The sequence below is a fragment of the Acinetobacter sp. YH12098 genome (genome assembly GCF_013419235.1).
In the GTDB taxonomy this organism is placed as follows: domain Bacteria; phylum Pseudomonadota; class Gammaproteobacteria; order Pseudomonadales; family Moraxellaceae; genus Acinetobacter; species Acinetobacter amyesii.
In genome coordinates this window covers 1-13163 of record NZ_VPAO01000043.1, presented here as the reverse complement: position 1 = coordinate 13163, position 13163 = coordinate 1, and the positions used below count along the sequence as shown (strand labels likewise).

Annotated in this window: 12 protein-coding genes; 5 read left to right on the top strand and 7 right to left on the bottom strand. The window is 39.1% G+C overall.

The features are described from left to right. Window positions 1–203: 203 nt before the first annotated feature. The 4 genes from oxyR to rubA form a co-directional block, all read right to left on the bottom strand. Window positions 204–1109: a LysR family transcriptional regulator OxyR gene (gene oxyR / locus FTU38_RS13540; RefSeq protein WP_180007453.1), complete on the bottom strand. Its 906-nt coding sequence runs from the start codon at window positions 1107–1109 to the stop codon at window positions 204–206. A gap of 11 nt (window positions 1110–1120) precedes the next feature. Continuing rightward, window positions 1121–2059 (bottom strand): alpha/beta fold hydrolase, encoded by a 939-nt coding sequence (locus FTU38_RS13535; protein ID WP_218948325.1) that lies wholly within the window; start codon window positions 2057–2059, stop codon window positions 1121–1123. Between the two features lie 58 nt (window positions 2060–2117). Further along, the gene (locus FTU38_RS13530) at window positions 2118–3296 is read right to left on the bottom strand and encodes an NAD(P)/FAD-dependent oxidoreductase (RefSeq protein ID WP_180111533.1); all 1179 of its coding nucleotides are present in this window, start codon (window positions 3294–3296) and stop codon (window positions 2118–2120) included. A 77-nt stretch (window positions 3297–3373) separates the two neighbouring features. Continuing rightward, the gene (rubA, locus tag FTU38_RS13525) at window positions 3374–3538 is read right to left on the bottom strand and encodes a rubredoxin RubA (protein ID WP_005179369.1); all 165 of its coding nucleotides are present in this window, start codon (window positions 3536–3538) and stop codon (window positions 3374–3376) included. Between the two features lie 527 nt (window positions 3539–4065). Here rubA and FTU38_RS13520 point away from each other — a divergent pair. Then, window positions 4066–4611, top strand: a complete 546-nt coding sequence (locus tag FTU38_RS13520) for an adenine phosphoribosyltransferase (protein ID WP_078189930.1) — start codon at window positions 4066–4068, stop codon at window positions 4609–4611. A gap of 93 nt (window positions 4612–4704) precedes the next feature. Here FTU38_RS13520 and FTU38_RS13515 read toward each other — a convergent pair whose 3' ends face one another. Then, the gene (locus FTU38_RS13515) at window positions 4705–5211 is read right to left on the bottom strand and encodes a YqiA/YcfP family alpha/beta fold hydrolase (protein WP_180111531.1); all 507 of its coding nucleotides are present in this window, start codon (window positions 5209–5211) and stop codon (window positions 4705–4707) included. A 461-nt stretch (window positions 5212–5672) separates the two neighbouring features. On the opposite strand from FTU38_RS13515, the gene lysS reads away from it, so the two are divergent. Next, entirely contained in the window at window positions 5673–7199 is a 1527-nt protein-coding gene (lysS, locus tag FTU38_RS13510; protein WP_180111530.1) for a lysine--tRNA ligase, read from the top strand. A 353-nt stretch (window positions 7200–7552) separates the two neighbouring features. On the opposite strand, the gene trpS is transcribed toward lysS, so the two are convergent. Further along, window positions 7553–8566: a tryptophan--tRNA ligase gene (trpS, locus tag FTU38_RS13505; RefSeq protein ID WP_180111528.1), complete on the bottom strand. Its 1014-nt coding sequence runs from the start codon at window positions 8564–8566 to the stop codon at window positions 7553–7555. Between the two features lie 202 nt (window positions 8567–8768). On the opposite strand from trpS, the gene FTU38_RS13500 reads away from it, so the two are divergent. Further along, window positions 8769–9695 carry a DUF808 domain-containing protein gene (locus FTU38_RS13500; protein ID WP_180111526.1) on the top strand — a complete coding sequence of 309 codons (927 nt, stop codon included), beginning with the start codon at window positions 8769–8771 and terminating at the stop codon, window positions 9693–9695. Between the two features lie 46 nt (window positions 9696–9741). Beyond that, window positions 9742–10647, top strand: a complete 906-nt coding sequence (locus FTU38_RS13495; RefSeq protein WP_078193008.1) for a neutral zinc metallopeptidase — start codon at window positions 9742–9744, stop codon at window positions 10645–10647. A gap of 57 nt (window positions 10648–10704) precedes the next feature. Here FTU38_RS13495 and FTU38_RS13490 read toward each other — a convergent pair whose 3' ends face one another. Continuing rightward, window positions 10705–11262, bottom strand: a complete 558-nt coding sequence (locus FTU38_RS13490; RefSeq protein ID WP_180092191.1) for a hypothetical protein — start codon at window positions 11260–11262, stop codon at window positions 10705–10707. 219 nt (window positions 11263–11481) lie between these two features. On the opposite strand from FTU38_RS13490, the gene FTU38_RS13485 reads away from it, so the two are divergent. Beyond that, on the top strand, window positions 11482–12981 hold the full coding sequence (locus tag FTU38_RS13485; protein ID WP_078189922.1) for a sodium:proton antiporter: 1500 nt from the start codon (window positions 11482–11484) through the stop codon (window positions 12979–12981). Window positions 12982–13163 lie beyond the last annotated feature (182 nt).

Below are 13163 nucleotides of genomic sequence, written 5' to 3'. Positions count from 1 at the left end.
TGTCGAGGCGATGAATTGAGATATACATCAAGTCATATATTACCTTATCAGGCTACCTATTTGGGTTAGCCTTTTCTTTTTTAGATACTGTATTTTTTCATTTTCAATTTTAAGTCATCTCAATATTATTACTTCTGCATTATTCATTTCCGCCAAATAAAAAAAGAGAGCACAGGGCTCTCTTTAATTTTTACACTGATTAATTAGTGTAGATTGTTAGTGATTTTCTGCAAGATTTGAAGCAATACATCAAATTCACTTTGAAGCGGTGTACTCTTACGTGTTACCAATGCCAATGTGCGTGTAGGACTTGCTTCAATTTCTTTCACAGCCAAATCTTCATTGGCTTTAATCATATTGGTATGAACTGCAATTTCAGGCAATAAGGTAAAGCCTAAATCTGCGGAAACCATTTCAACCAAAGTTGGCAATGAGCTTGCTTTTAATCGATGGTCATTTTTACGTTCACCAATCGGGCAAGCACTCAAAGCATGATCACGTAAGCAATGGCCTTCTTCAAGCAACATTAAACGAGATAAATCTAAGTCGTCTAGAGATTTCGCTTGAGCAGCATTTTGATCAGCTTTGTTGTACACCAAGAACAATTTTTCTTTGTTTACTTCTGCAACTTTCAAGCTACGTGTATCGAAAGGAAGAGCAAGTAATACAATATCTAGATTACCGTGCTCGAGTTTCTCAACAATTTTTTCACTTTGTGCTTCATGTAAATGCAATTGAATTTTTGGTAATTGCTTATGCACTTCTTCTAATAATGGCGCAAGTAAGAATGGCGCAATAGTGGGAATGACCCCTAGATGTAAATCACCCGTTAGAGGTTCGCTCATTTCACGACTTAAACGCATTAGGTCTTGCGCATCTGCCAATAGAACTCGGGCTCGTCCGACAACTTGTTCGCCAAGAGGAGTTAAACGCACGTTTTGACGGTCGCGTTCTACCAATACGCCACCTAGTAAACGCTCAAGTTCCATGATCCCGCCAGACAAAGTAGACTGGGTGACAAAAGAACGACGCGCAGCTTCAGTAAAGTGTAGCGTTTCTGACAGTGTTACTAGATATGACAGCTGTCTTAAGGATGGTAATGCAGCCATAGTGTCCTAATTTATGATTTAAAGTGATCAGCAAACAAACCGCTAAGATATGGAATAAAATGCGGTGGGATATCATGCCCCATTCCATCAATTAATTCAAATTTAGCACCTGAAATAGCCTTTGCAACGGCCTTACCATGGCTTGGCGGCAGCAAACGGTCACGAGCTCCATGAACCACAATGGTTTTATGCTGAATTTGTTTATCCAACTGCAGCAGGGAACCTGTACATAATATTGCTAAAAACTGTTGAAGTACACCCGCTGGGTAAAAACTCCGCTTATAGAGTTTACGTGCAGTTTGTATCGCTTCAAGCTGATTAATATAGCCTGGAGAGCCTATAATATTAAAAACTTTCAGGCTATGGTTAATAATGCCATCTTCATCGTTAGATTCAGGTTTTTCAATTAGACTAAATAATTGCTTTGGAAATGGCGGTGGAAGTAAGGGTTGGATGTTACTGGTAAAAAGTAAGCTTAAGTTGTGCACTTTATCTGGATAGCGTGCCGCCACGATTTGAGCAATCATGCCGCCCATCGAAGCGCCTAAAATATGGACTTTATCAAGTCCCATACGATCAATTAATAGTGCAACATCGTCTGCCATATCGTAGAGATCATAGGGCGCACCTTGATTCTCTAGACCTAAGGCAAAACGTCCCATCAGTTTAAAGGTGTTAAGACGTGGGCCTGGGTTACGAATTTTACTCGACAGACCAATATCGCGATTATCAAAGCGAATAACTCGGTAACCTTGGTCTATTAGGGACTTACAAAAGAAATCAGGCCAATACAACATTTGTGCGCCGAGTCCCATAATCAATAAGATTGCAGGATCTTCAGGATGACCACCCACCTCGACATGAAGTTCAATGCCATTGCCTAACTCTACGCGAGTTTCATGCATAAAAGAGGCATAAGGTGAAATATTAAACTGAAGGGCACTATTCATTGTTATTTTCCTTTAAAAAGGACGTCTATTATTATCAGGACGTCCTTGTATTTAAACCTTAAACTGAAGCAGGAATCAAGTCCGGAACCTGCTTAGTCAAAGTTAAGCGTTGCTTCCCAGCAGTTGCACCGAGCAGTACAAATCCACGTAATACGCCATCTTGATCGATCGCACGGGCAATCATGCCATCTTCAAGCTCTTCTGTTTCCCATTGGGTTTCTACATCAATAGGCGCAGGAAGGACAGTTAAAGGTGCAGCAGGTGTTTTAACAGCTACAGGCATGGCAGGATAATGCACTGCGGTATGTTCGCCATTGAGGGTTTTTGCCAAAGCACGTGCTTGTTGCATGATCGGCATGACGTATGGCAGAAGGGTACCATTAACTTCAGCACAGTCACCGACAGCATAGATATCTGCCAAGTTGGTTTCTAAGCCTTTATTGGTTAATACACCACGACTGGTGTGAATGCCGGCTTGTTTTGCTAAGTTAATCTCAGGCTGTAGACCAATCGCAGACAACACAACATCTGCCACTAAGCTTTGACCATTGGCAAGGCTCACTTGATAATCACCATTTTCAATACGTGACACTTTGTCGACTGTCGTACCTAAAACGAATTGAATACCCGTTTCTTCTAAATTGCTTTGGAATTTAGCTGCAACATGAGACGGCAGCAGACGACCCAAAGGTTGCGGAGCTAAATCGACCACCGATACTTTCGCCCCAGTATTTTGGAGATCATTGGCAAATTCACAGCCAATCAAGCCTGCCCCTAAAATCACCACACGTTTATCTTCACGTGCTGCAAGCTGTTTACGGAAAGCTTTGTAGTGATCTAAATTGTTGACGACGTGAATGTCTTCACTGCCATCACCCGAAATAGCTAAGCGAATCGGATTTGCGCCAACTGCTAAAACAAGTTTTGAATATAGTTGTGTTTGAGTTCCATTTTGGCTTTCAATAGTAAGCTCATGTTTTGCTGCATCAATGGATTTAACCCAACTCTTATTGATGATTTGCATATTGAGTTGAGCCGACATTTTTTCGGCATCCCCTAGAGGGATTTGCTCAGGAGTTTTATTACCAACGAGCGCATTGGATAATGTCGGTTTAGCATAGTTAATGGCATCATCTGCACAGATCATAATAAGTTCTAGTTCAGGATTTAACTTACGAAATTCACGCGCAACGGCATATCCCGCCATACCAGAACCAATAATGACAATAGGGTGCATACTCAACTCCAAACACATTTCATATTTTTTAAAGACAAAAAAAAGACCATAACGATGATGGCCTTAGATTCTATTTATTAGATTTCAACCATTTCAAAATCTACTTTTGAGACGCCACAGTCTGGGCAAGTCCAATCATCTGGGATATCTTCCCATTTCGTTCCTGCCACGATACCGTCTTGTGGCCAGCCTTCTGCTTCGTCATAAATCCATCCACAAACGATGCACTGATACTTTTTCATTCCATTCTCCAAAAACTGACACAAAATTAAGTCAGTAAATACTTCATAACTGTATAAGTTTATTCCTTAAGGTTAAATCACCTTATACAGTAGACTCTTATGCTAAATTTTTACGCAGTTCTGACTATAAAGTAAAGTGGCTAAGAGTTTAATGAGTGAAATTAAAAGCAGAATGGCAGTGAGGGACAATAAATATCATAAAAACCCCAGATCTGGGAAAAATTGTCTGACAATATTTATGCCTATTGATATGTGTATTCGAATACATTTCCGTGAATTGGGTTCTAAATACCACTTTTTCTATCTTCATAGACTAAAGTCTTGCAGAAAAAAACTCTAAAATCTTTTATTTTATGATTAGGAAAATATATATTTGATATTTTTTAAATAAATACAATATTAATAATCAATAACTTATGTAAATTTGCTGTATCTTAAATATGCATTTTAGTCGGGGGTTAGCTGTTCTTTTCTCTCAAATCGCGTTAAAATTCACACATTCCTTCCTTAATTTATTTTCTCCTATTATGAGTAATTCTACTGCTGCGGCATTGTGGTCTAACATTCGTACTGTCCAAGATTTCCCAAAACCAGGAATTTGCTTCTTTGACCTTACGCCGTTATTTATGAATAACATCGAATCGTTAACTGATGCCCTAATTGCAAGTATTCCAGCTGAGCAATTGGCAGAAGTAGATAGCTTTATTGCAGTTGAAGCGCGTGGTTTTGTTTTGGCAAGCTTACTTGCTCAGCGTACAGGCAAAGGTTTGGTGTTGGTACGTAAAGCCGGAAAATTACCACCACCTGTTGTCGGTGTTGGTTATAGCCTTGAATACGGTTTAGATCGTCTTGAAATGTCAGCTGAAATCGAATCACAAAAAGTAATTATTGTGGATGACGTATTGGCGACGGGCGGTACGCTTCGTGCAGTGAAACAATTGGCTGAAAAATGTAAACACCAAGTTTTAGGCGCAAGCATTTTCTTAGATTTGCCTGACTTGCATAAAGATTTAGGTTTAAATATCTGGTCTGTTTTAGATGATAAAACACGTCCTGAAGCAGATGCTGCCTAAGCGTCAGGTTTAAAATGTAAAAAGCCTTGTCTACGACAAGGCTTTTTTATGTCTGATAAAAACGACGTTGCTGCTTATGATTAATCTTATGATTTATTTTTTTAAGTAATTTAATTCGAGATGTTGGATTAAATCATTAATATTTTCAGGGCATTGTAGACGATGATGTCCACCATCCATGACTTGAACCTGCATATAGTCTTCGAGTTGTTTTTCTGCCTCAAACATATCCAAGATTTCATCGCCACGTTCGATATAGGCAATTTGTGGAATATCGTTATCCAAATCCATTTCATTAATTGCAGGGTAGTCGTCACGAAAGTCTGGATGCAGACTCGGGTTAGCAATCACACAAGGAATGCGATGAAACAGCGACATTTTCAAAGCCCAGTATGCCCCGAGACTATGACCGACGATGATATCGGGCTTAATGGTTTCAATACTCTCGTGGTAAAAGTCCGCAACAGTTTGAAAATTTAAGTTGCGATAGTCCACTTCAATGCAGAATTTTTGTTTTGCATTGATGGCATGGAACTTCGTAGATTCACGGGAAGAATCCAATCCATGTAAAAACAGAATTTTCGATAAGCAGGAAGTCATTGTTTTTCTACACACTGTTTTCAAACATTTTTGGATGTGTTGAATATTTTATTTTTCAACAATTTTATGACTTCATTGTAGAGAGAATTGTCAAAAAGAGAATTTAGCTTTTGGTCTAATTTATAGGCATTTAAAAGACTTTAGTCTTAAAGAAAATAGATTAAAAGGTTGAATTAAGTTATTGATATATATTTTAATGTATTGATAATTATAAGTATTTTTAAAGCTTTTAGTTATCATCTGATATCATTAAAATGTAGGTTTTCGAGCTTGAGTATTTAATTTTTATCTACTGCACATCTGTAAGGTAGGTTCTATGTCTACCTGAAGGTATAACGATTAAAACATCTTACTTCGATAAATTTCTACTTATTAAAAAAATGCGCGCATTGCTTACTGCTCAATTCAAAGGAAATCTGCTATGCTATGCAACTTCCGTTTTTTAACTATTTGAGACAGAGATGACGCAACATAACGCTCAATCGACTTCTGAACAAGCCATTTCCGAAAACGATTTAATTGCACAGCGTCATGCCAAGTTAGAGCACATCAAAGAGCACGCCAAGGAAACAGGTGTTAGCCCGTGGCCTAACACATTTAAGCGTGAACACTATGCACAAGACCTACAAGATCAATTCGCTGAAAAATCAAAAGAAGAAATTGAAGCAGGCGAAAAGGTTTATGTAAAAGTTGCTGGTCGTGTGATGTTGAACCGCGGTTCATTCATCGTAATCCAAGATATGACTGGTCGTATCCAGCTTTATGTACCACGTAAAGAGTTGGATGCTGACGTTCTTGCGACCATTAAAGCACTCGATTTGGGCGATATTATTGCTATCGAAGGTTATATTGGTCGTTCTGGTAAAGGTGACCTGTATGTTCATATTGAACATTTTGAGCTTTTAACCAAATCACTTCGTCCTCTTCCAGACAAATTCCATGGTTTGACTGATACTGAAGTTAAATACCGTAAGCGTTATTTAGACCTCATCATGAACGAAGAAACACGTAAAACTTTTGAAATTCGTGCAAAAGTGGTGTCAGGTATTCGTTCATATTTGAGCAATGAGCGTTTCATGGAAGTTGAAACACCAATGATGCATGTGATTCCGGGTGGTGCATCTGCGCGTCCATTCGAAACTCATCACAATGCATTGGATATGCCTTTATTCTTACGTATTGCGCCTGAACTTTACTTAAAACGTTTGGTTGTCGGTGGTTTTGAGCGTGTGTTCGAAATTAACCGTAACTTCCGTAACGAAGGTGTATCAACACGTCATAACCCAGAATTTACCATGATCGAATTCTACCAAGCGTATGCAGACTACAAAGACCTGATGGCTTTGACTGAAAATATGCTTGAAAAATTGGCGATCGACATCTTGGGTTCGACGGATGTGCCTTATGGTGAAGAAGTGTATAGCTTCAAAGGTCCATTCAAGAAGATTTCGATGTTTGATGCGATTCTTGAACACAACCCAACGTTCACTGCTGAAAATGTGGCTGACCGTGAGTTCCTTGCTAACTTCGTTAAAAATGAACTGAAAGAGCAAGTAAAACCTGGTTTTGGTTTAGGTAAACTTCAAACCATCGTATTTGAAGAAACTGTTGAAACTGAACTTCGTCAACCGACATTCATCACAGAATACCCTGCGGAAACTTCACCATTGGCACGTCGTAATGATGAAAATCCACATATTACGGACCGTTTTGAATTCTTCATCGGTGGTCGTGAGTTGGCAAATGGTTTCTCAGAGTTAAATGACCCAATTGATCAAGCTGAACGTTTCCAAGCCCAAGTTGCCGAAAAAGATGCAGGTGATGATGAAGCAATGCATTACGATGCAGACTTCATTGAAGCATTGGAATACGGCTTACCTCCTACAGCGGGTGAGGGTATCGGTATTGACCGTTTGGTGATGTTGTTTGCGAATGCTGCAAGTATCCGTGAAGTGATCTTGTTCCCACATATGCGTCATAAAAATTAATTAAGTTTTGAAATAAAAAACCCGCTTGATGCGGGTTTTTTATTGCTTGATTGGGGGCTTAAATCATCGATGTTGATTTTTAGACAAAAAAATACGCAATGATTGGGGTGTTCACTGCGCATAACAACGAATCTGCTTTCACAGGTTCGGTAAAGGAGAAATGTTATGAATTTAGGTATTCCTAAAACATAAATAGATAATAGAGTGAACGGTCAGTCATTTCATTGGTGTTCACGTTAAGTGATGTTACCTAACGTTAAAACTAAGGAGATTTTGTGAATACCTTCACCAAAAGTGCCTGTAAAAAAGCCTTTCACATTGGAAAGGCTTAATTTTATGGAATTTTTTTAAATTTAGAAGTGGAACACACCCAATCCAGATTTAATCTCATCCAACGTTTGTTGGGTAATATCACGGCATCTATCGGTACCAGTTTTTAAAATATCCATGATGTAGTCAGGGTCTTTTTGCAATTCTAAACGGCGTTCACGGATCGGGCCAATCAGCTCTTTTAGCACGCCTTCAAGACGCTTTTTCACAGTACCGTCGCCTAGACCACCGCGGCGATAGTGTTCTTTCAGCTCTGCAACAGCTTCTTTATCAGGGTCAAATGCATCGAGGTAAGTAAATACGACGTTACCTTCAACTTGACCTGGATCTTCAATACGTAAATGATTTGGATCGGTATACATTGCATTAACAGCATTCTTGATATCTTTATCAGTTGCGTCAAGCACAATAGTATTGCCCAAAGATTTAGACATTTTTGCTTTACCATCAAAACCTGGCAAGCGACCTACATTAGAGAGTAAAGCTTTACATTCAGGAAGTACGTCACGACCAATTTGACGATTTAAACGACGAACAATTTCATTGGTTTGTTCAATCATTGGAATTTGGTCTTCGCCGACAGGAACGACAGATGCTTTAAACGCTGTAATATCGGCAGCTTGAGCCACTGGGTAGCATAAGAAACCTGCAGGAATGTCACGCTCAAATCCACGCATTTGAATCTCAGATTTGATGGTTGGATTACGCTCTAAGCGAGAAACCGTCACAAAGTTCAAATATAACATGGTCAATTCATTCAATGCTGGTAAGCATGATTGAACGCAAATCGTGGTTTTGGTTGGGTCAATTCCTACAGCAAGATAATCGGTTGCGACTTCAATAATATTGCGACGAACTTTTTCGAAGTTATCAGCATTATCAGTTAAGGCTTGAGCATCAGCTAAAAGAAGATGTTGATGATGCGAATCTTGTAAACCTACACGTGAACGTAAAGAACCTACAAAATGACCTAAATGTAATTGTCCAGTCGGACGGTCGCCAGTCAAAATCACTGGACGATTATCTTGAGTACTCATTATCTGTTCCAAAGTGGTAGTCAAAGCTACGGCTGATTTTCAAAGAATGTCCCCATTGTACGGCATTCTATTTTTGATTGTTACTGACACAGCACAATTGACTGAAAAATGGGTGAATATTTTGTTAATTATTAAAAAACTAAATACAATTTTAGCGTTAAATAGAATTAGAATATTAAAAAATGCCTAAAGGATAAAAATAATGGCGAGTAGCTTATTAATCTTACTTGATGATATTGCAACTGTGTTGGATGACGTTGCTGTGATGAGTAAGATGGCAGCCAAAAAAACAGCGGGTGTCCTTGGAGATGATTTAGCACTGAATGCACAACAAGTCAGTGGTGTCCGTTCCGATCGTGAACTTCCTGTCGTTTGGTCTGTCGCCAAAGGATCTTTTGTTAATAAATTAATTTTGGTTCCGGCTGCTTTATTGATCAGTGTGGTTGCACCTTGGCTGATTACACCGCTTTTGATGATTGGTGGTTTGTTTTTGTGCTATGAGGGTGTGGAAAAAGTCCTGCATAGTTTGCATCATAAAAAAGCCAAAACAGAAGAAGTTGCTCGCGATGAGATGGCGCAAATTGAAACGGATTTGGTGACTTTTGAGAAAGAAAAAGTCAAAGGTGCAATCCGCACAGATTTTATTTTATCTGCTGAAATTGTCGTAATTTCATTGGGTACGGTGGCAACCGCGGCATTTGGGACTAAGGTCATGGTGCTTTCGGTGATTGCGATCTTAATGACTGTTGGTGTTTATGGTTTTGTCGCGATGATTGTCAAAATTGATGACTTAGGGCTTTATCTCACTCAACAAGCATCACAATTTAAAAAGACCGTTGGACAAGGTTTGTTAGCATTTGCACCTAAGTTGATGAAGACATTGACCATTGTCGGTACCATTGCCATGTTTTTAGTGGGTGGTGGCATCATTACCCATGGTGTGCCTTTACTACACCATTTTATTGAAGGCTCTGTAGATTATGCAGAACATATTCCTACAGTTGGCAGTATTGTGGGTGCATTAACACCGACTTTAATCAATTTAGTGACAGGTTTTATTGCAGGTTTAATCGTGCTGTGCGTCGTATCTTTAGTTCAAAAAGTATGGCCAAAGTCGCAAAAGGATTAATCTGTAAACGCACGGATATCAACTATTTTATAAAAGGAAGATCACTATGCGCTGGAAAGGTCGAAGAGTCAGTTCAAACGTAGAAGACCGTCGCGGTGGTGGCGGTGCAAAAGCGGGTGGTATTAGTATTCTCGGTTTAGTTGTGGCATTTGTTGCGTGGAAGTTTTTTGGTGTAGATCCGCAGCAAGCTTATCAGGCGACCAAACAAGTGACTTCACAGGGTCAAACGGCTGAAGTCAAAGGTTTGGATAATCCAACACCTGAACAACAAGAAGCGATGGATTTTGTTGGCACTGTTTTGGCCGATACGGAAGATACGTGGAATAAAGTCTTTCAAGAACAGTTAAATGCTCAGTATAAAGCGCCTAAATTGGTTATGTTTAATGGTGTGGTCAATTCAGGTTGTGGTACAGCACAAGCGGCAATGGGGCCGTTTTATTGCCCAGCAGATCAGAAGGTCTATATTGATACTGCATTCTTTAAAGATATGCGTACGCAAATGGGCATCACGGGTGAACAAAATCAAACTGAATTGAGTCGCCAAGATCAGGCGGGTGATTTTGCGCAAGCCTATGTGGTTGCCCATGAAGTTGGACATCATATCCAAACGATTTTAGGCATTTCTGAGCAAGTCCAGCAGGCCCGTGCGCAAGCATCTAAAGCTGAGGGTAATCGTTATTCGGTGATGCAAGAACTACAAGCAGACTGCTTTGCGGGTATTTGGGCGCATCATAATCAACAGCGTACCCAATTTTTAGAGCAGGGCGATGTAGAAGAAGCGATGGACGCTGCGCATAAGATTGGTGATGACTATTTACAGAAAAGTGCAACTGGGCAAGTGGTACCAGACAGTTTCACGCACGGCACCAGCGAACAACGTATGAAATGGTTCCAGACTGGATTAAAATCAGGCAATATCAATAGCTGCGATACCTTTAATCAAGCCATTTAAAACAAAAAAAAGGGGATGCAAACATCCTCTTTTTTTCATTGAAAAATAGATTGAAGCTTATTTGTTGAGAAATGATTTGAAGTTTCGAACAATACGATAGCTGACATACAATGCGGCAAATGCAAATAAAGCCACGCCAAAAACAGTATATTTAAGGCCTGAAATATCGTTTTGATAGAACTGTTTTAATTGGGCATCGCTATAGCGTAATTGTTTTTTTTGTCCAGTGCGGCTATTGGTGAAACTCACATTTTGGATATATTGAAATTGTCCGATTTTCAGTAAATCGAGGTGTTGAATTTGTCGGGTGTGTTGCTGATTAAATTCATCAAGACAAATATCTTGTGCATAGTTTTCACAATTCATTTTGGCAAGATAACCATTATTCGCCAGCATGATAAATATCGCACGATCGGGTGATTCATTATTGGAGACCAAAACCAATTGTTCTTTGGGTGTTGAATCCAGTGAGATCGTTTTTGCCTGACTAAAATAGTGCTCAGCACGTAAAATTTCCTGTGTCTTACTATAGCAAGTGAGGATCAGGGCCGCAGTAATGATAAAAATCACAGCAGCAAAAAAGAGTCGAAAAACAGTTTTAATAGTCTGATGCATAGGAGAAATCATGTAGATGATGAAAATGCATAAAATCTATGCAGGCTTGCTATGTTAAATGATCTTGATAAAAGATGTGAAAAAAACTGAATTGATACACGGAATTTAGATAAAATTCGTTAGAATATTTTATTTTCAAATACTAAATAATTTAGTATTTATTTTCAAAATACCTATATCTCACTCTGTAGGCGACACAGCACCAAAATTGGGAACAAAATGGGAAATTATTTTTTTCTACAGGTTTTTACCGTTATTTTTGCACTTTCGATTGCAACCACGATTTTTAATAAACGTATCTTGGGCTTTCCACAAGCCATAGGTGTTCCCATTGTTTCTGCAATTTTTGTCTTTATTTTGCAATGGGGTGCAAGCCTGCTCAATGGCAATCAATTTGTGACGATTAATTTGCACAATATCGAAGAGGCCGTTCGCCATATCGACTTTTATGACTTTTTAATTAATGGCGTGATTTGTTTTATTTTGACCTCTTCTGCCTTGAAATTTAAAGTTTCAGATTTACGTTTGCATTGGAAACCAATCAGTATTTTGGCCAGTATAGCCTTGGTGCTTTGTGCGGTGTTCTTTGGTGTTGCTCTGTATGGTTATCAGTTCTTAATTGGTCATCATGTTGATTTATTAGTGTTGTTGTTATTAGGTGCTGCTTTAGGTGCGACTGACCCGATTGGGGTTAAAGGTGTACTAAGTTCGGTGCGTGCGCCACATCATTTGATGGTGAAATTAGAAGGCGAATCGCTCTTTAATGATGCCATGTGTATTGCCGTGTTTATGACTTTACTCAATGTCTTGCAAGGTGAACATTTTACCGTCATTGGTACGCTTGAAACGCTATTATATGAAATTGTTGTCGCAGTCATCATTGGTTGGGCATTTGGTTTAGGAATATTACGTTTACTCCGTGGTAAACATGAGATGGAATCCTTGATTTTAACCACTGCATTGTTGGCAAGTGGTTCTTATCTAGTCGCTTTATTCGCACATGCATCAGCACCAATTGCATGCGTTATTGGTGGTTTGATTGTTGGGAATAAATGGAAAGAAATCCTTCAAGATCGTGAAATTCGGGAAGTCAATCATTTCTGGCATACCGTGGAAGGGATCATCAATTCCTTCTTATTTACCCTGATCGGTCTTGAGTTATTTATCTTAGATTTAAGTATCAGTTTGATTTTAGGCGGTATGGTGGCGTTTATTATTTTGCATGCATCGCGCTTTGCAGCAAACTATTTATCCTTCGCATTTTTCCCGAGTTTCCGCAAAAAAAGCTATAACGGTAGTCTTGCGATTTTATCGTGGGGTGGGGTTCGTGGCGGTATTTCATTGGCCCTAATCCTCGCTGTTGCCAATATTCCTGAACTCAGTGAATACAGTAGTATTTTGATTGGATATACATTTATTGCGGTATTAATGTCGGGGCTCGTGTGTGGTCTAGGTTTACCTGCTGTGATGAATGCTTTTTATTACAATCCGAATGAAGAAACCAAAGGCTTTAAAGGTTGGTACCAAAGAATGTGCCATAAAATGAATAAAAAGGGCTTCCAATATATTGTGGGTGAAGATATCCATGGTAATGAAACCATTACGGTTTATAACCCAGAAGCGTTAATAGATACCAAAGCGGATGATGGTGTTGCTGCTGTACATAACCCAGAAAAAGTGCAAGAAGTTCGTCGTTTGGAGAACCCTGAAAACTTCTAAAACTGATTTGTTTGACTTAAAAAAGGAAATGCTTGGGCATTTCCATTTTTTATTTCTATAGCCAAATCCTAAAAACTATAGAACAATAGAGATATGGGATATTCAAAAGATTTTAAAGACAAAGTCATAGAAATTATGATTCGAGATGAAATGTCTGTGCGAAAAGCAGCACAGCATTTTAA